This window comes from Pseudomonas monteilii NBRC 103158 = DSM 14164, assembly GCF_000730605.1.
GTDB lineage: Bacteria > Pseudomonadota > Gammaproteobacteria > Pseudomonadales > Pseudomonadaceae > Aquipseudomonas > Aquipseudomonas monteilii.
Map to the genome: position 1 here is coordinate 96349 of NZ_BBIS01000026.1, position 19950 is coordinate 116298.

General features: G+C 63.4%; 16 protein-coding genes. 10 read left to right on the forward strand and 6 right to left on the reverse strand.

Annotation, left to right across the window (positions count from 1 at the left end; genetic code table 11):
* Positions 1 to 129 precede the first annotated feature (129 nt).
* From alr to PM2_RS15450, 4 genes are all read left to right on the forward strand, one after another.
* Positions 130 to 1203, forward strand: a complete 1074-nt coding sequence (gene alr, locus PM2_RS15435; protein ID WP_028699250.1) for an alanine racemase — start codon at positions 130 to 132, stop codon at positions 1201 to 1203.
* A 109-nt stretch (positions 1204 to 1312) separates the two neighbouring features.
* Complete coding sequence (locus PM2_RS15440; protein WP_012274808.1) at positions 1313 to 1861, forward strand: cupin domain-containing protein; 549 nt, start codon at positions 1313 to 1315, stop codon at positions 1859 to 1861.
* Positions 1862 to 2015: 154 nt separating this feature from the next.
* Positions 2016 to 2420: a c-type cytochrome gene (locus PM2_RS15445; protein WP_033693936.1), complete on the forward strand. Its 405-nt coding sequence runs from the start codon at positions 2016 to 2018 to the stop codon at positions 2418 to 2420.
* A gap of 122 nt (positions 2421 to 2542) precedes the next feature.
* Positions 2543 to 4402, forward strand: coding sequence for an acetyl-CoA hydrolase/transferase C-terminal domain-containing protein (locus tag PM2_RS15450; protein WP_028699249.1), 1860 nt, complete (start codon positions 2543 to 2545; stop codon positions 4400 to 4402).
* A 111-nt stretch (positions 4403 to 4513) separates the two neighbouring features.
* On the opposite strand, the gene PM2_RS15455 is transcribed toward PM2_RS15450, so the two are convergent.
* On the reverse strand, positions 4514 to 5086 hold the full coding sequence (locus PM2_RS15455) for a xanthine phosphoribosyltransferase (RefSeq protein WP_003253535.1): 573 nt from the start codon (positions 5084 to 5086) through the stop codon (positions 4514 to 4516).
* A 64-nt stretch (positions 5087 to 5150) separates the two neighbouring features.
* Complete coding sequence (rep, locus tag PM2_RS15460; RefSeq protein WP_016712678.1) at positions 5151 to 7160, reverse strand: DNA helicase Rep; 2010 nt, start codon at positions 7158 to 7160, stop codon at positions 5151 to 5153.
* A gap of 296 nt (positions 7161 to 7456) precedes the next feature.
* On the opposite strand from rep, the gene PM2_RS15465 reads away from it, so the two are divergent.
* Positions 7457 to 9121 (forward strand): putative bifunctional diguanylate cyclase/phosphodiesterase, encoded by a 1665-nt coding sequence (locus PM2_RS15465; RefSeq protein WP_016712677.1) that lies wholly within the window; start codon positions 7457 to 7459, stop codon positions 9119 to 9121.
* Between the two features lie 42 nt (positions 9122 to 9163).
* Here the strand turns inward: PM2_RS15465 and PM2_RS15470 are convergent, their stop codons facing one another.
* Positions 9164 to 10552 carry a NorM family multidrug efflux MATE transporter gene (locus PM2_RS15470; protein WP_028699248.1) on the reverse strand — a complete coding sequence of 463 codons (1389 nt, stop codon included), beginning with the start codon at positions 10550 to 10552 and terminating at the stop codon, positions 9164 to 9166.
* A gap of 157 nt (positions 10553 to 10709) precedes the next feature.
* On the opposite strand from PM2_RS15470, the gene PM2_RS15475 reads away from it, so the two are divergent.
* Positions 10710 to 11636, forward strand: coding sequence for a LysR substrate-binding domain-containing protein (locus PM2_RS15475; RefSeq protein WP_028699247.1), 927 nt, complete (start codon positions 10710 to 10712; stop codon positions 11634 to 11636).
* 51 nt (positions 11637 to 11687) lie between these two features.
* Here PM2_RS15475 and hglS read toward each other — a convergent pair whose 3' ends face one another.
* Both hglS and PM2_RS15485 read right to left on the reverse strand, forming a co-directional pair.
* Complete coding sequence (hglS, locus tag PM2_RS15480) at positions 11688 to 13082, reverse strand: 2-oxoadipate dioxygenase/decarboxylase HglS (protein WP_016712674.1); 1395 nt, start codon at positions 13080 to 13082, stop codon at positions 11688 to 11690.
* 140 nt (positions 13083 to 13222) lie between these two features.
* The gene (locus tag PM2_RS15485; protein ID WP_016712673.1) at positions 13223 to 14113 is read right to left on the reverse strand and encodes a LysR family transcriptional regulator; all 891 of its coding nucleotides are present in this window, start codon (positions 14111 to 14113) and stop codon (positions 13223 to 13225) included.
* Between the two features lie 136 nt (positions 14114 to 14249).
* Here PM2_RS15485 and amaB point away from each other — a divergent pair, with 136 nt between their 5' ends.
* Positions 14250 to 15740, forward strand: coding sequence for an L-piperidine-6-carboxylate dehydrogenase (gene amaB, locus PM2_RS15490; protein ID WP_028699246.1), 1491 nt, complete (start codon positions 14250 to 14252; stop codon positions 15738 to 15740).
* Between the two features lie 181 nt (positions 15741 to 15921).
* Positions 15922 to 17208: an L-pipecolate oxidase gene (gene amaA, locus PM2_RS15495; RefSeq protein ID WP_028699245.1), complete on the forward strand. Its 1287-nt coding sequence runs from the start codon at positions 15922 to 15924 to the stop codon at positions 17206 to 17208.
* A 45-nt stretch (positions 17209 to 17253) separates the two neighbouring features.
* Here amaA and PM2_RS15500 read toward each other — a convergent pair whose 3' ends face one another.
* Positions 17254 to 18681 carry a mechanosensitive ion channel family protein gene (locus PM2_RS15500; RefSeq protein WP_028699244.1) on the reverse strand — a complete coding sequence of 476 codons (1428 nt, stop codon included), beginning with the start codon at positions 18679 to 18681 and terminating at the stop codon, positions 17254 to 17256.
* 202 nt (positions 18682 to 18883) lie between these two features.
* On the opposite strand from PM2_RS15500, the gene ycaC reads away from it, so the two are divergent.
* Positions 18884 to 19513 (forward strand): isochorismate family cysteine hydrolase YcaC, encoded by a 630-nt coding sequence (ycaC, locus tag PM2_RS15505; protein WP_016712669.1) that lies wholly within the window; start codon positions 18884 to 18886, stop codon positions 19511 to 19513.
* A gap of 120 nt (positions 19514 to 19633) precedes the next feature.
* Positions 19634 to 19942, forward strand: coding sequence for a putative antibiotic biosynthesis monooxygenase (locus PM2_RS15510; protein WP_016712668.1), 309 nt, complete (start codon positions 19634 to 19636; stop codon positions 19940 to 19942).
* Positions 19943 to 19950: the final 8 nt, after the last annotated feature.

A 19950-nucleotide genomic window follows, 5' to 3' on the forward strand; every position in this document is an offset into this window, starting at 1 on the left:
TTTCGCGGCTAAAGCCGTTCCCACAGAGATCGCATGTGCATCGACATTGTGCGGTCCCTGTGGGAGCGGCTTTAGCCGCGAAGAACCCAACACCGTTTTCAACCTGTGAACCACCATAAGGCAGCCGCCATGCGTCCCGCCCGCGCCCTGATCGACCTCCAGGCCCTGCGCCACAACTATCGTCTGGCCCGTGAACTGACCGGTGCCAAAGCCCTCGCCGTGATCAAGGCCGACGCCTATGGCCATGGCGCCGTGCGTTGCGCCCTGGCCCTGGAGGCCGAAGCCGACGGTTTTGCCGTGGCCTGCATTGAAGAGGCGCTGGAACTGCGCGCCGCCGGTATCAAGGCCCCGGTGCTGCTGCTGGAAGGCTTTTTCGAAGTCAGCGAGCTGGCGCTGATCGCCGAGCACGACCTGTGGTGTGTGGTGCATTCGTTGTGGCAGCTCGAAGCCATCGAGCAGACCCAGGTCCACAAGCCGCTCACTGTCTGGTTGAAGCTCGACAGTGGCATGCATCGTGTCGGTCTGCACCCCAAGGATTACCACGAGGCTTACCGGCGCCTGCTGGCCAGTGGCAAGGTTTCTCGCATCGTGCTGATGAGCCACTTCGCTCGCGCCGACGAGCTGGATGCCGACGCCACTGCCCAGCAGATTGCCGTGTTCGAGGCTGCCCGCCAGGGCCTGGCCGCCGAATGCAGCCTGCGCAACTCCCCCGGCGTGCTGGGCTGGCCACAAGCCCCCAGCGATTGGGTACGCCCAGGCCTGATGCTGTATGGCGCCACCCCGTTCGAAGTGGCCCAGGCCCAGGCCCAACGCCTGCAACCGGTCATGACCTTGCAATCGCGGGTCATCAGCGTGCGCGAGCTGCCTGCCGGCGAGCCGGTGGGCTATGGCGCCAAGTTCGTCAGCCCCCGGCCAACCCGCGTTGGCGTGGTTGCCATGGGCTATGCCGACGGCTACCCGCGCCAGGCGCCCAACGGCACCCCGGTATTGGTTGCCGGCCAGCGCACCCAGCTGATTGGCCGTGTATCGATGGACATGCTCAGCGTCGACCTGACCGACGTGCCACAAGCCACTGTCGGCAGCCCGGTCGAGCTGTGGGGCAAGCAGGTGCTGGCCAGTGAAGTGGCCGCACACGCGGGCACCATTCCTTACCAGATCTTCTGCAACCTGAAGCGCGTACTGCGGGACTACATCGGCGAATGACATGCTGAAGCGGACAGGTTGAGGGGCGGTGTGTTGTAAATACTGAACGGCATTGCCATGATATCGTTCACATCCACCCCCTTTTCCACCGTTTCAGGAGGCTCCAGCTTTGGACGTCGGCGAACGACTGCAAGCCATCCGCAAGCTCAAGGGCCTGTCCCAGCGTGAACTCGCCAAGCGTGCCGGCGTGACCAACAGCACCATCTCGATGATCGAGAAGAACAGTGTGAGCCCCTCGATCAGCTCGCTGCGCAAGGTGCTGAGTGGCATCCCCATGTCCATGGTCGAGTTCTTTTCGGTCGAGCTGGAACCTGAAAGCCCCACGCAGATTGTTTACAAGGCCCACGAGCTGATCGACATCTCGGACGGTGCGGTGACCATGAAGCTGGTCGGCAAGTCGCACCCCAACCGCGCCATCGCCTTTCTCACCGAGGTGTACCCGCCGGGTGCCGACACCGGTGCCGAGATGCTCACCCATGACGGCGAGGAAACCGGCATCTTGCTGGAGGGCCGCCTGGAACTGGTGGTCGGCAACGAGATCTTCATCCTCGAAGAAGGCGACAGCTATTACTTCGAAAGCACCCGCCCGCACCGTTTTCGCAACCCCTTCGACCAGCCCGCGCGGTTGATCAGCGCAGCGACGCCTTCAAACTTTTGATCCAGCGCAGTGCATTGATTCGGCAATACCCCTTTCCCGTGTAGGGTCGTTTCACGGCCTCTGGGTTCCCGCTATACTTTTCAACGCTCGCCGTTTCGTGGCCGCGAGCGTGATTAGCCACCATGAGGGTGTTCGCGTGAACCAAATCAAGAAGATGCTGGCCGTACCAGCAGCCGTATTCGCCCTCTGGGCAATGAGCGCAACCGCTGCGACCAACGACGACATTGCCAAGCGCCTGGAGCCGGTCGGCCAGGTGTGTGTCCAGGGCCAGGAATGCAAAGGCATGGAAGTGGCTGCAGCGGCGGGGGGCGGGGGCGCCAAAACGCCGGATGACATCATCGCCAAGCACTGCAATGCCTGCCATGGCACCGGCCTGCTCGGCGCGCCGAAAATTGGCGACACCGCCGCGTGGAAAGAACGCGCCGACCACCAGGGCGGGCTGGATGGCATCCTGGCCAAGGCCATTACCGGCATCAACGCCATGCCGCCGAAAGGCACCTGCGCGGACTGCTCGGATGACGACCTGAAAGGCGCGATCAAGAAAATGTCTGGGCTTTGAGCCACAGCTGAATTGCACGAGGCCCGCCGTTGATGGCGGGCTTTGTTTATGGGCTCCAGTGCAGGCAACCAATTGCCGTAGGCCTGTGTCCAACCCCTGAACCCATGTCTCAGGAGGCCCCGATGCACCTCTGCGCCATCGACCAGGCTGTCGAGCAGGTCCTGTCCCGGCTGCCAGCCCATATCCACATGGGCCTGCCCTTGGGTCTGGGAAAGCCTAACGCTTTCGTAAACGCCCTCTATGCCCGGGTGCGCGATCTGCCAGAGCGGCAGTTGACCATCTACACCGCGCTGACCCTCGGCCGACCACCACTGGGTGACGGCTTGCAACGGCGTTTTCTCGAACCCTTCGTCGAGCGCGTCTTCGCTGACTACGAAGACCTCACCTACCTCGCTGACCTGCGCAACGACAGCCTGCCGCCAAACATCCGCGTAGAGCAGTTTTTCATGCAGCCCGGCAGCCTGCTGCACAGCGAATCGGCCCAGCAGAACTACATCAGCAGCAACTACAGCCACGCCGCCCGTGACATCAACGCCAAGGGCCTGAACCTGATCGCGCAACTGGTCGCTGCCACTCCCGAGAAGCCCGTCCACCTCAGCCTGGCCTGTAACCCCGACATCACCCTCGACCTGCTGCCGATGATCGCCAAGCGCCGTGCGGCCGGCGAAACCATCCTGATGCTTGGCCAGGTACATACCGAACTGCCGTACATGCCCGGCGATGCGGAATTGCCCATTGATGCGTTCGACCTGCTGATCGATGAAGCCGAGCAGCGCCGGTTGTTCTCCACGCCGAACATGCCGGTCAACACCCAGGACCACTGTATTGGTTTGCACGCCAGCACGCTGGTGCGTGACGGCGGCACCTTGCAGATCGGTATCGGTGCCATGGGCGATGCAGTCGCTGCAGCGTTGCTGGCGCGCCAGGGCGACAACGCGGGCTACCGGGCCCTGCTCGACGAGCTGGATATCGGCCCGTGGCAGGCGCTGATTGAGCGGGAAGGGGGGCTGGAGACTTTTGCCGAAGGCCTGTACGGCTGCAGCGAAATGTTCGTTAACGGCCTGTTGGTGCTGGCCGAAGCGGGCTTGCTACGGCGCTCGGCCGATGAGCAGGGGCCGGTGTTGCATGGTGGCTTTTTCCTCGGGCCTCAAGCGTTCTACCAGCGGCTGAGGGAGATGCCGCTTGAGCAGCGCGCACGGTTTGCCATGACCCGTATCAGCTTCATCAACGAGCTGTACGGGCAGGAAGAACTCAAGCGGCACCAGCGGCGCGATGCGCGCTTCATCAACACGGCGTTCGGCATGACGCTGCTCGGTGCCGGGGTGGCCGATCAGCTGGAAGATGGCCGTGTGCTCAGCGGCGTGGGTGGGCAGTACAACTTCGTCGCCCAGGCTCATGCACTGGAGGGGGGGCGCTCGATGTTGCTGCTGCGCAGCTGGCGTGAATCGGGCGGGGAGGTGACCTCGAACCTGTTCTGGACCTATGGCCACTGCACCATCCCCCGGCACCTGCGCGATATCGTGGTGACCGAGTACGGCATTGCCGACCTTCGCGGGCAGACCGACAGCGAGGTGATTGCGCGGTTACTGGCAGTGTGCGATTCGCGGTTCCAGCAGGGGCTGACCGAGCAGGCGAAAGAGGCCGGCAAGCTGCCCAGGGATTTTCAGCTGGATGCGCGCTTTACCGATAATACGCCACAGCGTCTGGAGGCAATCCGGGCGCGCCATGCGCGGTTGTTTCCGGAGTATCCGATGGGGACGGATTTTACGGCCGAAGAGCGGGAGCTGTTGCGGGCGCTGACCTGGTTGAAGAGCAAGTTCAAGCTGAGCGAGGTGCTGGAGTTGGGCAAGGCAGCGCTGGATGCGCCGGGGCCGGAGGGGTATGAGGGGCACCTGAAACGGATGCAACTGGATCAACCACAAGGACTGAAGGAAGAGCTCTATCAGCGGCTGCTGCTGGCGGGCTTGCAGGCTGCCAAATAAACGCTGGGAAACACTGGCACTCTGTGGGAGCGGGTTCACCCGCGAATGCGATTTCGGATGCGCCATCGCATTCGTGGGTAAACCCGCTCCCACAGGGGTCGCGTAGCGGCCTTATTCGATGAAGGACACCACACCACCTTCCAGCGACTTCACCCGGGCCAGCGATTCAACGCGGTAGCCCTGGCTGTCCAGCTCGGCACGGCCGCCCTGGAACGACTTCTCGATCACGATACCCAGCCCCGCCACGGTGGCGCCGGCCTGCTTGATGATCGAGATCAGCGCCTGCGACGCCTTGCCGTTGGCCAGGAAGTCGTCGATCACCAGCACACGGTCGCTGCTGTTGAGGTGGCGCGGCGAGATGGCCACGGTGTTTTCGGTCTGCTTGGTGAAGGAATACACCGAGGCGGTCAGCAGGTTCTCGGTCAGGGTCAGCGACTGGTGCTTGCGGGCAAAAATCACCGGCACGCCCAGCTTCAGGCCAGTCATCACCGCCGGGGCAATGCCCGAGGCCTCGATGGTGACGATCTTGGTCACGCCCGCATCAGCGAACAGGCGGGCGAACTCGTCACCGATCAGCTGCATCAGCGCCGGATCGATCTGGTGGTTGAGAAACGCGTCGACTTTAAGAACCTGGTCGGAAAGCACGATGCCTTCTTCGCGAATCTTCTGATGCAGTGCTTCCACTTTGTTTTCCTCGATGTAGCAAAGGTGGCCGCAAATAGCGGCAAAGTTTAAGAGTAATGGTTGATCAGCGTTTGAGCATTGCCCGGATATCGGCCAAGGCGTTGTTGCCGCGAGCGGCCTTCACCTCGACCGGTGCATCGTCCAGGCCCTCCCAGGCCAGGTCGTCCGGTGGCAGTTCGTCGAGGAACCGGCTGGGCGTGCAGTCGATGATTTCACCGTACTGCTTGCGCTTGGCAGCGAAGGTGAAGGCCAGCGTCTGGCGTGCGCGGGTGATGCCCACGTAGGCCAGGCGGCGTTCCTCTTCGATGGTGTCGGCCTCGATGCTGGAGCGGTGCGGGAGGATTTCCTCTTCCATGCCCATGATGAACACGTAGGGGAACTCCAGGCCCTTGGAGGCGTGCAGGGTCATCATCTGCACGCCTTCGGCGTTCTCTTCCTCTTCCTGCTGGCGCTCGAGCATGTCGCGCAGCACCAGCTTGCCGATGGCGTCCTCGATGGTCATGTCACCCTCTTCATCCTTCTCGAGGGTGTTCTTCAGCGCTTCGACCAGGAACCAGACGTTGCTGATGCGGAAATCGGCAGCTTTGTCACTGGCGGTCTGCTGGCGAATCCAGTTCTCGTAGTCGATGTCGCGGATCATCTCGTGCAGCGCGGCAATCGGGTCTTCCAGGGCAACCTTTTGGCGTACCCCGTCCAGCCAGTGCTTGAAGCGCTGCAAACGCTCGGTGTAGCGGGCATCCAGGTGCTCGCCCAGGCCCAGCTCCTCGCTGGCAGCGTACATCGAGATGCCGCGCTCGGTGGAATAGTTGCCGAGCTTTTCCAGGGTGGTGGAGCCGATTTCCCGGCGCGGTACGTTGATGACGCGCAGGTAGGCGTTGTCATCGTCCGGGTTCACCAGCAGGCGCAGGTACGCCATCAGGTCCTTGACCTCCTGGCGACCGAAGAAGCTGTTGCCGCCCGACAGGCGATACGGCACCTGGTGGTGCTGCAGCTTCAGCTCGATCAGCTTGGCCTGGTAGTTGCCACGGTAAAGGATGGCGAAGTCGCTGTACGGGCGGTTGGTGCGCAGGTGCAAGGTGAGGATTTCCATGGCCACGCGCTCGGCCTCGGCTTCCTCGTTCTTGCAACGGATCACGCGGATCTCGTCGCCCACGCCCATCTCGCTCCACAGTTGCTTCTCGAACGCGTGCGGGTTGTTGGCGATCAGCACGTTGGCACAGCGCAGGATGCGGCTGGTGGAGCGGTAGTTCTGCTCCAGCATGACGATCTTCAGGGAGGGGTAGTCCTCCTTGAGCAGCATCAGGTTCTCGGGGCGGGCACCGCGCCAGGCATAGATCGACTGGTCGTCGTCGCCTACCACGGTGAACTGGTTGCGCATGCCGATCAGCATCTTCACCAGCAGGTACTGGCTGGCGTTGGTGTCCTGGTATTCGTCCACCAGCAGGTAGCGCACGCGGTTCTGCCAGCGTTCCAGCACCTCGGGATGCTCCTGGAACAGCTTGACCGGCTGCAGGATCAGGTCGTCGAAGTCCACCGCGTTGAACGCTTTGAGCGTGCGCTGGTAGTGGGTGTAGACGATGGCGGCGGTCTGCTCGCGCGGGTTGCGCGCCTTTTCCAGGGCTTCGGGCGGCAGGATCAGGTCGTTCTTCCAGGCACCGATCATGTTCTTGATCTCGTCGATGCCGTCGTCGCCGGAGTATTCCTTCTGCATGATGTCCGACAGCAACGCCTTGATGTCGGACTCGTCGAAGATCGAGAAGCCCGGCTTGTACCCCAGGCGCTCGTGCTCCTTGCGGATGATGTTCAGGCCCAAGTTGTGGAAGGTACACACCGTAAGGCCGCGGCCTTCCCCCGGGCGCAGCAAGGTGCCGACACGTTCCTTCATCTCGCGCGCGGCCTTGTTGGTAAAGGTCATCGCCACGATGTACTGGGCACGGATGCCGCAGTTCTGGATCAGGTGGGCAATCTTGCGCGTGATCACGCTGGTCTTGCCCGAACCTGCACCGGCGAGCACCAAAAGAGGGCCGCCGACGTAGTCACGGGCTTCCTGCTGCCGGGGATTGAGTCGGGACATGCTAGAAACCGGGGGTCGCCAGAAAATAGCCGCGCATTCTAACAGGCATGGGGCCGTTATGGCGCGACCGTCTGACGTCTGAGTCAGACTTTTATCCGGCCTACTATTAGCGGGACTAATCCTAGCACCTGAAAAAATCATATTTGCCGGTTCGGCTCGTTTCGAGCAGGATGCACGACAAAATACGTCGGGATGCTACGCCCGTAAAAACATGTATAAAAGTGAAAATCATTTTCATTAAATGCAGTAGCATACCCGCCAGTTATCGTTGCACCGTGAAGCCCTAAGGAGTCCGCTTGTCCACGCCTGTCGAACCTTTGCGTTTGCTGCTGTTGGCTGATGAGCCGGAATGGGCCGCCTTGTTGCACGCTTGCATGCCTGCCCTGAGCGGCAGCGCCGTGCTGCTCACCGCCCCGAACTGGGAATCCGTCGACAGCCTGTTCAGCAATGATCGCCAGGCTGTGGTGCTGGCAACGCCGGCCCTGCAGCCCGTGCCCGGGCGCTGCGACCTGCCGACCATCCTGCTGCTCGACCACGAGCCCGAGGTGGCGCCTACGGCCGTCAGCGACTGGCTGGTACGCGGCCAGCTCAATGCCGATACCTTGCGCCGCTCGCTGCGTCATGTACGTGAGCGTGGTGTGCTGGTGGCCACCTTGCAGCGCCTGGCTGAGCAGGACCCCCTGACCGGCATCGCCAACCGCCAAGGTTTCCAGGCCTTGCTGACTGCGCGCCTGGCCGAAAACGAAGGCCGTGGCGTTGCCTTGGGCCACCTGGACCTAGACAACTTCCGCCACGTCAACGATGCCCTCGGCCACCAGAGCGGCGACCGGCTGATTTTGCAGGTGGTGGCGCGGCTGCAAAACCAGCTGGAGGCGGGTGACCAGCTGGCCCGCCTGGGCAGCGACGAGTTTGCCCTGCTGATCGACACCCGCCGCGACGCCAACCGCGCCGAATGGATTGCCGAGCGTATCGTCGAAGCCTTGGCCGAACCCTACTTCATCGACGGCGAAAGCCTGCTGCTGGGCTGCAGCCTGGGCCTGGCCCATGCCCGCGCCCAAGCGGGGGCCGACCCTTTGATGTGGCACGCCCACATCGCCATGCGCCAGGCCAAGGGTAGCCAAGGCTGCACCTTCCATGTGTTCAACGAGCGCATCAACCGCAACGCCCGTAGCCTGGCCGACCTGGAAAGCGAGCTACGCCGCGCCCTGCGCCGTGATGAGCTGGAGCTGCACTATCAGCCACGGCTTGACCTGGCGGACGGGCGCATCGTTGGCCTGGAGGCGCTGGTGCGCTGGCGCCATGCCGAGCGCGGGCTACTGCCGCCCAGCGAGTTCGTGCCGTTGGCCGAGCAAAGTGGCCTGATCGTGCCGCTGGGTTACTGGGTGATTTCCCGGGCGCTGCGCGACATGCAGGCGCTGTGCGAGCGCGGCCTGGAACCGCTGCACATGGCGGTTAACCTCAGCTTCCGCCAGTTCCAGGACAGCCAGCTGCTGGCCACTCTGAGCCGCCTGATCATCGAGCATGGTGTGGATGCCCGTTGGCTGGAGTTCGAGCTGACCGAAACGGCAGTGATGCGCCGCAACGAACTGGTGCGCCAGACCATGGACGCCCTTGGCCGCCTGGGTGTGCGCTTCTCGCTCGACGATTTTGGCACCGGGTTCTCTTCGTTCGTGCACCTCAACAGCCTGCCGATCACCTTGCTCAAGGTAGACCGCAGCTTTGTGGCCGAAATGGAAATGCGCGAGGAAAACCGCAAGCTGGTGCATGCCATGATCAACCTGGCGCACAACCTCAACCTGGAGGTGGTGGCCGAGGGGGTGGAGAGTGAAGCGCAACTGGCCTTGTTGCGAGGGTTTGGGTGCGATCAGGTGCAGGGCTTTCTGGTCAGCAAGCCGCTGCCGGTGGGGGAATTGATCGAATTTTTGCTGGATTGCAGCAGGCCGAAGCTGGTTAGCGTTTGAGATAGCAGGGGAGGGCTTCGCCCTCCTTTCGCGGCCCAACAATCAAACAGACACCACAGACCTGTCAGGTGAACCGGCCTTCCCCAGCAGCCGCTTCATCCGCCACTCAAAGCCAAACGTCAGCGCCACCGCCGCACACGCCAGCCCCAGCGCCAAGCCCCACCAGATCCCAACCGCGCCGGCGCCCAGGTTGAACGCGAACAGCCACGCACTCGGCGCCCCCACCAGCCAGTAGCACACCAGCCCGATCAGGAAGGTGGTCTTGGCATCCTTCAGCCCGCGGATCGAGCCCATGGCAATCGTCTGCATGCCATCGAACAGCTCGAACCACGCTGCCACCATCAGCAACTGCACGGCCACCTGGAAGATCGCGGCAAAGGCCGGGTCGTTACGGTCGATAAACAGTCCCACCAGCGCCTCGGGCAGCAGCAGGAACAGCGCGGCGAAGGCAAACATGATCATCGCCCCGAAGCCAATGCCCACGCGCCCGGCGCTGCGCGCCGCCAGCAGGTTGCCAGCGCCGTAATACAAACCCACCCGCATGGTCACTGCATACGACAGCCCCGTCGGCACCATGAATGCCGTGGACACGATCTGCAGGGCGATCTGGTGCGCGGCCAGTTCGGTACTGCCCAGCACGCCCATGCACAGCGCGGCGAAGGCGAACAGGCCCACTTCCACCATGTAGGTACCGCCAATTGGCAGCCCCAGACGCCACAGCTCGCGCAGTGCTGGTAGCGACGGGCGCGACAGGCCCTTGCGCAGCGGGTAGGCGGCATAGGCCGAGTGCCAGCGGATATACAGCGCCAGCGCGATAGCCATGCCCATCGACACCACTGCGGTGACCAGGCCGATGCCCATCAGGCCCAGCTTGGGCAGGCCGAACATGCCCTCGATCAGCGCCACGTTGAACAGGTAGTTGAGCACCGTGCCGGCCAGGCTGATGACCATCACCGGGGTCGAGCGCCCCAGCGCACTGGTGAAACCGCGCAACGCCATGAACGTCAGGTAGCCGGGCAGTGCCAGTGGCAGCAGCGTGAGGAATTCGGCCGCCGAGGCCACGTTCTCGGGCTTTTGCCCGAACAGTAGCAGCACCGGCTCCAGGTTCCACAGCACCAGCGCGGCGAACAGTGCCAGGCCCCAGGCCAGCCACAGGCCGCTCTGCGCCAGTCGGGTCGCGCCTTCGATATCGTTGGCACCCTTGCGAATCGCCACCAGGGTGCCGACTGCGGCGATCACACCCAGGCAGAAGATCGACACGAACGAGTAGCTGGCTGCACCTAGACCGCCACCGGCCAGGGCCTGCGGGCTGATGCGGGCCATCATCAGGGTGTCGGTCAGCACCATCAGCATGTGCGCCAACTGCGAGGCAATCAGCGGCCCGGCCAGGCGCAGCAAAGCCTTGAGTTCTGTGGTGAGCGCGACGTGCATGAGGGCTGTCCTTCTTCCTGAGGTGATGAACGAAGGGCGATTCTGAGGCTTTGGTCAACTTTGCACAAAAGGATAAAAGCGATCATTGGCATGAGTCTGACTCATGTATATATGCTTCTTGGTGATCCGCTCCACAGCCCCGTATGGCAGGTGCCTCATGTCCCGTCAGCTTCCTCCGTTGTATGCCCTTCGCGCATTCGAAGCCGCCGCACGGCTAAGTTCCTTCACCCGTGCCGGTGAGGAACTGTCGATCACTCAGAGCGCGGTCAGCCGGCATATCCGCACGCTGGAGGATCACTTCGCCTGCCGCCTGTTCGTGCGCAGTGGCCGCAACCTGCAACTGACCGAGGCCGCACGGGTATTGCTGCCAGGCGTTCGCGAAGGCTTCGCGGCGCTGGAGCGGGCTTGCGATACCTTACGCGGTGAAGACGACATCCTGCGCATGAAGGCCCCCTCGACCCTGACCATGCGCTGGTTGCTGGCGTGCTTGAGCCGTTTCCGTCACCTGCAGCCAGGCAATGAAGTACAGCTGACCAGCGCCTGGATGGACGTTGACCATGTGGACTTCAACCAGGAACCGTTCGATTGCGCGGTGTTGCTCAGCGACGGGGTGTTCCCGCCGGACTGGGAAGTGCGCAAGCTGTTCCCGGAGTTGTTGATACCCGTGGGGGCGCCAGACCTGCTGGAAAAAGGGCCGTGGGACGAGCGCCGGCTGGCCTCTATCGAGCTGCTGCACCCCACGGTGGACAAGCGCGACTGGCGGGAGTGGCTGGAGCGCATGGGGTTGAGCGACAAGGTTTCGCTCAAGGGCGGGCAGGTGTTCGATACCCTGGAGCTGGGCATGATTGCGGCGGCGCGTGGCTATGGGATTTCCATGGGCGATTTGCTGATGGTGGCCGAGGATGTGGCGCAGGGGCGCTTGAGCCTGCCTTGGCCGACGGCGGTGCCCAGTGGGATGGATTATTACCTGGTGTGGCCGCGTACCCGGCCAGGGGGGGAGCGGTTGCGGCGGCTGAGTGCTTTTCTGGAAGACGAGGTGGCGGCGATGGACTTGCCGAATGTGGAAATCCTGCCGCCCCTTTGATCGCCTGTACCGGCCTCTTCGCGGGTAAACCCGGGGAGAGGCCGCAATGCCTTACATCGAACCCAGGTTCAACGCCTGCGCACAGGCTTGCAGCGACCGGCGTTCACTTTGCGCATACAGCGCCAGCTCATCCTGCACCTGCAACCCCAACGCCGCTTCAAAGGCATCGCGGTTGGCGTTGCTGCCATATTCGGCCTGCGCATCGTCGCCCAGGTTGGACTGGAAGATGCCCGCCGCGCTCACCGGCAGGAAGTCCTCGTACACCAGCGCCTCGAAGTGCACATGGCCTGCGTCGATCAGCCCTTGCAGGGTGGTCGGGCGGCCTTCCTGGTCACGCGCAGCCAGGCCTTTCTCGGTGGCGAAGTAGCGGAAGTATGCCAGGCCCTGTTCCCGCATCTGCGCCAGGTCGTCCGGGAATGCTGCAAAGGTTTCTTTCAGCAGCGACATGTAGCGCTCGGCGTTCGCCTCGGCCGGTGCGCCACCCAGGGCAGCGCGGGTGGCATCGAGCAGCTTGTCGTACAGCTGGCGACCCTTCGGCGTCAGCGCCGCACCGCGTTGTTCGATCTCGCCGAAACGGGCGGTGTGGCTGCCTTCGCTACCCTGCTGGTCGCTGAACGCGACCTTTTCCTGCAAAGCCTTGAAGCTGGTCTGGCGCAGCAGGATCGGGTGGCGACGGGTAGGCGGGCCTTCGACCACGGCCTTCGGCGGGATGCCTTTGGCCGGCATGCCGACCTGGATCGCATCGATGTCCAGGGTACGTGGGGTCAGGTGGTTGATGTGCGGGCCCTTGAAGGCCACCACATCGGCGATCAGGCGGTGCTGGTCGTGCAACTGCTGGTACTGCTCGGCGGTGACGGTGGCGTCATGGTGCCAGCGGAAGGTGTGCAACGCTTCCTGCACGAACGCCGCGGCATCTGCGGCGTTCAGCCCGCCATCGCGCTCGCTTTGGGCGATCAGTTCGAGGGCGCGGTTGGTGAAGATCTGGCGCTTGGCCAGGATGTCCTGTGCCAGCTCGCGCAGTTGCGGGTTGTCGATCAGCTCCAGGCGTAGCAGCGAGGTGAACACACGGAACGGGCTGACATGCAGCGACTGTTCATGCACGGCACGGAAGGCGGTGGAGTGCACCGGCACGCCAGCGGAGCTCAGGTCGTAGTAGCCGACCGGCTCCATGCCCATGACGGCAAACAGGCGGGCGATGGTGGCCAGCTCTTCGGCGGTGCCAACGCGGATGGCGCCATGGCGCTCCTGGTCCAGTCGCTCGATTTCCCCGGTCCAGCGCAGGGCCTCGGCAACCTTGGGCTGCTGGGCCATGACCTGCTGGTTGATTTCGCTCACCAGCTCCAGCAGCGTGCCGTACAGGGGCACTTCCTGTTTGTACATGAGCGACATGGCGGCAGAGAACTGCGCGCGAATGCTGTCTGGGCTGACGAAATCGTGGGCGGGCATCGCTAGCTTCCTGGTTGGGTTCGGACGCTTACATGAAAGCTGGGAATGCACTTGGCTCACAAGCGAAAAAAAGTGAGTGTGTCATTCCTTTTTTGATCGACCTTCAGGGCCCTTTCGCGGGTTAACCCGCGAAGAGGCCCTCAAGCCTGAAGCTGCTCGCGAATCCACTCCACCAATGCCCTGACCTTGGGCACCTCCGCCGCATGCTCGGCATACGCTAGATAATGCGCTCCGGCACTGCGCATCGCATGGTTCCAAGGCACCACCAGACTCCCCTCGGCCAGCTCCTTCGCTGCCAGGTAACGTGGCACCAGCGCCACCCCGCACCCGGCCTGCGCCGCGCTCAAGGCCATATAGAACGTATCGAAGCGTGGCCCGTGGTAAGCGCTGACGCTCTGCAGGTCCTGCTCCAGGAACCACTCATGCCACGCCTCCGGCCGCGACGTGCTCTGCAACAGCACCAGGTCGGCAAGCTCTGCGGCATCGCCCAGTGTGCGCCCGGCCAGTAGCTCCGGCGCGCACACCGGCACCACCTCTTCGCGGAACAGCTCCACGCAGGTGGCCCCCGGCCAGGTGCCCTGGCCGTAGAAAAACACCACGTCCGCCGAGCCCTGCAACAGGGCAAACGGCTCCATCTCGTTGCGGATATCGAGGTGAATATTGCTGTGCCGCTTACCAAAACCCTTCAGGTGCGGGATCAGCCAGCGCACGCCAAAACTCGGTTGAGTGGCTACCTTCAATATCTCGGTCTGCTCGCCGTAGGTGAGTACGTAGCGGCTGGACATGTCCACCTGGGTGAGGATCTTGTTGACCTCGGCCAGGTACAGGCTGCCGGCCGGGGTCAATTGCAGGCGCCTGCGAATGCGCAGAAACAGGTGGTGGCGCAGCATGTCTTCAAGCTGCGCCACCTGCTTGCTGACCGCGCTCTGGGTCAGGTGCAGCTCTTCGGCGGCACGGGTAAAGCTCAAATGGCGGGCTGCAGCTTCAAAGCACTGCAGGGCGGTCATGGAGGGCACCAGGCGTTTGGACATAGCGTTCTCTGCGGCTCAAATCATTACCTGACGGAATGATATGCGGAATAAAGGTCGTTTGTTGTACCTATGTGATCGGATTAATACTGATCCACATCATTTTTCCACCCCATCACCCGATGTAGGAGAAGCACAAATGGTTGCTGGATTGCTCGAGCGCCTTGGCGTTGCTGCCGAGGCTTACACCCAGGGCGACTACCCTGTTCACACGCCGATCGACGGCAGCCAGATCGCCTCGGTGAAACTGCTCGGCAAGGCCGAGACCATCGCCCGCATCGACCAGGCCCAAAGCGCCTTCGAAGCCTGGCGCACTGTGCCGGCCCCGCGCCGTGGCGAACTGGTGCGCCTGTTTGGCGAAGTGCTGCGTGAGCACAAGGCCGACCTGGGCGAGCTGGTATCGATCGAAGCCGGCAAGATCACCCAGGAAGGCCTGGGCGAAGTACAGGAAATGATCGACATCTGCGACTTCGCCGTTGGCCTGTCGCGTCAGCTGTACGGCCTGACCATTGCCTCCGAGCGCCCGGGCCACCATATGCGTGAAACCTGGCACCCGCTGGGTGTGGTCGGCGTGATCAGCGCCTTCAACTTCCCGGTCGCCGTGTGGGCCTGGAACACCGCCCTGGCCCTGGTGGCCGGTAACTCGGTGGTGTGGAAACCGTCTGAGAAGACCCCGCTCACCGCCCTGGCTTGCCAGGCGCTGTTCGAAAAAGCCCTGAAAGCCTTCGGCGATGCCCCGGCTGGCCTGGCGCAACTGGTCATCGGTGGCCGCGAAGCTGGCGAAGCCATGGTCGACGACCCGCGCGTACCGCTGGTCAGCGCCACCGGCAGCACCCGCATGGGCCGCGAAGTGGGCCCACGTGTTGCTGCCCGCTTTGGCCGCAGCATCCTCGAGCTGGGTGGCAACAACGCCATGATCCTGGCCCCGAGCGCCGACCTGGACCTGGCCGTGCGCGGCATCCTGTTCTCGGCTGTCGGCACCGCCGGCCAGCGTTGCACTACCCTGCGCCGCCTGATCGTGCACCGCTCGATCAAGGACGAAGTGGTTGCCCGTGTCAAAGCCGCCTACGGCAAAGTGCGCATCGGCGACCCACGCAAGGGCAACCTGGTCGGCCCGCTGATCGACAAGCTGTCGTTCGATGCCATGCAGGGCGCGCTGGCCAAGGCCCGCGACGAAGGTGGTCAGGTGTTTGGTGGCGAGCGTCAGTTGGCCGACCAGTACCCGAACGCCTACTACGTGTCGCCTGCCATTGCCGAAATGCCGGCGCAGAGCGACGTGGTGCGCCACGAAACCTTCGCCCCGATCCTGTACGTGCTGGCCTACGACGACTTTGAAGAGGCCCTGCGCCTGAACAACGAAGTGCCACAAGGCCTGTCGTCGTGCATCTTCACCACCGATATTCGTGAGGCCGAGCGCTTCCAGAGTGCTTCGGGCAGCGACTGCGGCATCGCCAACGTCAACATCGGCACCAGCGGCGCCGAGATCGGCGGTGCGTTTGGTGGCGAGAAGGAAACCGGCGGTGGTCGTGAGTCGGGTTCGGATGCCTGGAAAGGCTACATGCGTCGTCAGACCAACACCGTGAACTACTCGCGTGAGCTGCCGCTGGCGCAGGGTATTGTGTTCGACTGATGCTGCATGGCCGGGGGCGTTGCCCCCGGTTCGCGGGGCAAGCCCGCTCCCACAGGATCCCCGCTGCCTTTCAGGCTTGTGTGGTCCCTGTGGGAGCGGGCTAGTCCCGCGAATGGGCCGCAAAGCGGCCCCAAATAGTCAGATGCACCTGCAATAAGAACAACACTGCTGGAGCCGGGCCATGTCCGAACTGCGTCAAGAATGCTTGTGGGAATTCGTCAGCAAACCGACCGTTGCCGCCCAGGCCCTGGCCGGTGAGCACAAGGCCGATGTCTGCGTGATCGGTGGCGGCATTACCGGCCTGTCTGCAGCCATCCACCTGCTCGAACAGGGCAAGTCGGTGATTCTGCTGGAGGCCTGGAAGGTCGGTCACGGCGGCTCCGGGCGCAACGTGGGCCTGGTCAACGCCGGCACCTGGATCCGCCCTGACGACGTCGAGGCCACCCTCGGCCAGAAGCAAGGCAGCCGCCTGAACAAAGTGCTCGGCGAAGCCCCGGCTGAAGTGTTCGCCATGATCGAGCGCCTGGGCATCGACTGCCAGGCCCAGCACAAAGGCACGCTGCACATGGCGCACAACGCCACCGGCATCGCCGACCTTGAGGCCCGTCACGAACAATGGCGCCGCCGCGGTGCCGACGTAGAGCTGTTGACCGGCGCCCAGTGCCAGGAATACTGCGGTACCAACAAGATTTCTGCCGCGCTGCTCGACCGCCGCGCCGGCACCATCAACCCCATGGGTTACACCCAGGGCCTGGCGGCTGCCGTGGCGCGCCTGGGCGGCAAACTGTTCCAGCAGTCTTCGGTCGAAGGCCTGGAGCGTGACGGCGATGCCTGGCGGGTGAAGACCGCACGCGGCTCGGTGCGCGCCGACAAGGTGGTGATTTCCACCGGTGCCTATACCGAAGGCGACTGGAGCAACCTGCAGAAGCAGTTCTTCCGTGGATACTACTACCAAGTGGCGTCCAAGCCGTTGCAGGGCGCAGCAGCCGACAAGGTGCTGCCGCACGGCCAAGGCTCGTGGGACACCCGCACCGTGCTTAGCAGCATCCGCCGTGACGACCAAGGCCGCCTGTTGCTCGGCAGCCTGGGCCGGGTCGACAACAAGCCGGCGTGGTTTGTGCGCAGTTGGGCAGACCGGATCCAGAGCCACTACTACCCGGAGCTGGGCAAGGTCGAGTGGGAAATGCACTGGACGGGCTGCATCGACTTCACCCCCGATCACCTGATGCGCCTGTTTGAGCCGGCGCCGGGGCTGGTGGCGGTGACCGGTTATAACGGGCGGGGTAACACCACCGGCACCGTGATTGGCCGGGCGTTTGCCGAGTTCCTGCTGAAGGGGGAGGCGGATAGCCTGCCGATTCCGTTCTCGCCGATGACCGGTGTGAGCGCGCCATCGCTGCGCACCGCGTTCTATGAGTCTGGCTTCTCGCTGTACCACGCGGGGCAGTGCTTGAGAGTTGTGTTGTAAGTTCTGGCCTCTTCGCGGGCGAGCCCGCGAAGAGGCCGGTCAGGCTTACTTGTGCAACCAGCTAAGGAAGCCGCCTTTCTTGATCAGGGCCGGCTTCTGCAGCAACAACGACTCCCGGCTCTGGCGCCGGAACCGCTGCAACTTGCTCAGCGCCGTCTGCACCTCGCCACGCTGCTGCAAGCAGCTCTTCACCTGTTCCTTGTCGATCCGGTACAGCACGCAACTGGTCAGCGTGCGGAACTCGGCCAGCGAATCCTCTTCATCGATGATGCCCTCGATCCCCAGCACCTCACCCGGCCCCATGCGCCCGGCTTCGACCAACTTGTCGCCATCGCGCACCGATGCCGAGATGACCCCGCTGCCAATCACCAACAGGTGATCGGAATGCTCGCCAACGCCCAGGATCACCTGATCCGCCAGGTACTCCACCGCTGTCATGCGCTGGCTCAGCGCATCACGCTCTTCATCGCTTAGCGAGCGGAACACCCGCACTTCGTCCAGTACTTCGCGCTGGCGGCTGCGCGGCGGCAGGGCCAGGTCCACGTTCCACATCACCCCGCTGGCCTCCAGGTGGCGGTGCGCAAGGTCGAACAGCTGGTTGCGCGCGTCGCCCTTCGCGCCTGCGTCGGCCACAAAGCCGCTGGCCTCGTACTCCACGGATTCCAGTGTCGAGGCCTTCACCGTCACTTTCGGCTTTGGGGTCTCAAGAATGGCACTGACGCCCTGCAGGGCCTTTTCCAGTGCATCGAACACCCGTTTGGGCCGCACCTTGGCCGGCACCACCACGCTGATCGACACCCCATGCACATCGGCCGGGCGGCTGTGGTTGAGCAGCCGGGCCTTGGCCGCCACCGAATTGGGGATCACCGCCAGGCTGCCAGTGCCGGTCAGCAGGCGTGTGGCGCGCCAGTCGATGTCCAGCACCTTGCCTTCTGTGCCGTCGATGGAGATGGAGTCACCAATCTGGTAGGGCCGCGTGGTGTTCAGCACGATGCCGCTGAATACGTCGGCCAGGGTGCTTTGCAACGCCAGGCCGATGACGATGGCCATCACCCCGGAGGTAGCCAGCAGGCCTTTGACCGGCAGCTGCATCACATAGCCGGCGGCAGCCACCACAGCGGCGAGGAAGATCAACGCCCCCAGCACATCCTGCAGCAACCGCCCGCCATGGCTGCCACGGGCCACCAACAGCAGGCCAAACACCACCGTGACCGTGCGGGCGCCAAACAGCCACCAGCCGATCGCCAATACCGTGGCCATGAGGTTGCGCGATACATCGTCGGGCCAGGGCGGCGGTTGCAGCGGGCTCATGCCAGCGGCCACCAGCACCGAGCTGAACAGCAGGAATATCACCAAGCGCGTGCCGATGCGCCAGGCGCGGCGCTGGATGGGGATGAGTTGCCAGAGCACGAGATCCAGCAGGAGCAGGGCAGTACCGAGCAACAACGGGGACGACTGGATGAACGCCAGCATGGTGGTCTCGGGGTGGGGGAAGGGCTGTGGGTAGTAATAGAGCAGGTAGCCCAGCAAATCCACTGCCAATTTGTCGTTCCTTAAATAGAACGCTAAAGCCAAAATCAGCTATCTACCGCTCCAAAGGTGATGGTTTTAATCTTCTCCCATCAACGCGAAACACCCCACTTACTGAACATCAAAACCCTTAGGAGCAACGACCATGACCAACTTCAAATACAACCGCCTGAACAAAGACGACGCCGCTGTCCTGCTGGTCGACCACCAGGCCGGCCTGCTGTCTCTGGTCCGCGACATCGAGCCGGACGCATTCAAGAACAACGTGCTGGCCCTGGCCGACCTGGCCAAGTTCTTCAACCTGCCGACCATTCTCACCACCAGCTTCGAACAAGGCCCCAACGGTCCACTGGTGCCCGAACTGAAAGCGCTGTTCCCGGATGCCCCGTACATCGCCCGCCCAGGCCAGATCAACGCCTGGGACAACGAAGATTTCGTCAAGGCCGTGAAGGCCACCGGCAAGAAGCAACTGATCATCGCCGGCGTCGTGACTGAGGTGTGCGTAGCCTTCCCGGCCCTGGCCGCCCTGGAAGAAGAGTTCGACGTATTCGTGGTCACCGATGCCTCCGGCACCTTCAACGCCATGACCCGTGACGCTGCCCACGACCGCATGAGCCAGGCAGGCGCGCAGTTGATGACCTGGTTCGGCGTGGCCTGTGAGCTGCACCGCGACTGGCGCAACGATATCGAAGGGCTGGCGGCGCTGTGCTCCAACCACATCCCGGACTACCGCAACCTGATGACCAGCTACAACGCCTTCAACGCCGGCAAGTAAGCCAAACCGCCGCCCCGGGCACCGCAAGTCGGTGCCCGCGCAGGGCAGCACACCCATCCAATCCTCCGCCCGTCCGCCGTTGCACAGTGGATGCGGGCAAGCTCATCCCAAGGACCGCCGATGAACACCGCAACCCAAGACAACCGCGACGTGGTGACCGTATGCCTGCAACACCAGGTGATCGACACCGCTTCGAGCACCCCGGTTGCACAACCCCCGCGCTGGAAGCAGGCGCTGCTGACCTACCTGGTGATCTGCCCGATGACCATGGTCATTCCGCAACTGCTGGCGCCGCTGTTCGCACGCTTCCCGCAGCTGGGCGGCCCGATCACCGGCAACCTCATCGTCAACCTGTTCGTCATCCTGCCCGTGGTGTTCTACATCATGCCTTGGGTAACCCGCTGCTGCGCCAACTGGCTGCGCGGCTGAGCCACGCC

Bases quoted from the DNA above. Each gene is read 5' to 3' on its own strand.
- alr (WP_028699250.1), top strand. From the start codon at position 130: ATGCGTCCCGCCCGCGCCCTGATCGACCTCCAGGCCCTGCGCCACAAC.
- PM2_RS15445 (WP_033693936.1), top strand. From the start codon at position 2,016: ATGCTGGCCGTACCAGCAGCCGTATTCGCCCTCTGGGCAATGAGCGCA.
- PM2_RS15450 (WP_028699249.1), top strand. From the start codon at position 2,543: ATGCACCTCTGCGCCATCGACCAGGCTGTCGAGCAGGTCCTGTCCCGG.
- rep (WP_016712678.1), bottom strand. From the start codon at position 7,160: ATGTCCCGACTCAATCCCCGGCAGCAGGAAGCCCGTGACTACGTCGGC.
- PM2_RS15470 (WP_028699248.1), bottom strand. From the start codon at position 10,552: ATGCACGTCGCGCTCACCACAGAACTCAAGGCTTTGCTGCGCCTGGCC.
- PM2_RS15475 (WP_028699247.1), top strand. From the start codon at position 10,710: ATGTCCCGTCAGCTTCCTCCGTTGTATGCCCTTCGCGCATTCGAAGCC.
- hglS (WP_016712674.1), bottom strand. From the start codon at position 13,082: ATGCCCGCCCACGATTTCGTCAGCCCAGACAGCATTCGCGCGCAGTTC.
- PM2_RS15485 (WP_016712673.1), bottom strand. From the start codon at position 14,113: ATGTCCAAACGCCTGGTGCCCTCCATGACCGCCCTGCAGTGCTTTGAA.
- amaB (WP_028699246.1), top strand. From the start codon at position 14,250: ATGGTTGCTGGATTGCTCGAGCGCCTTGGCGTTGCTGCCGAGGCTTAC.
- amaA (WP_028699245.1), top strand. From the start codon at position 15,922: ATGTCCGAACTGCGTCAAGAATGCTTGTGGGAATTCGTCAGCAAACCG.
- PM2_RS15500 (WP_028699244.1), bottom strand. From the start codon at position 18,681: ATGCTGGCGTTCATCCAGTCGTCCCCGTTGTTGCTCGGTACTGCCCTG.
- ycaC (WP_016712669.1), top strand. From the start codon at position 18,884: ATGACCAACTTCAAATACAACCGCCTGAACAAAGACGACGCCGCTGTC.
- PM2_RS15510 (WP_016712668.1), top strand. From the start codon at position 19,634: ATGAACACCGCAACCCAAGACAACCGCGACGTGGTGACCGTATGCCTG.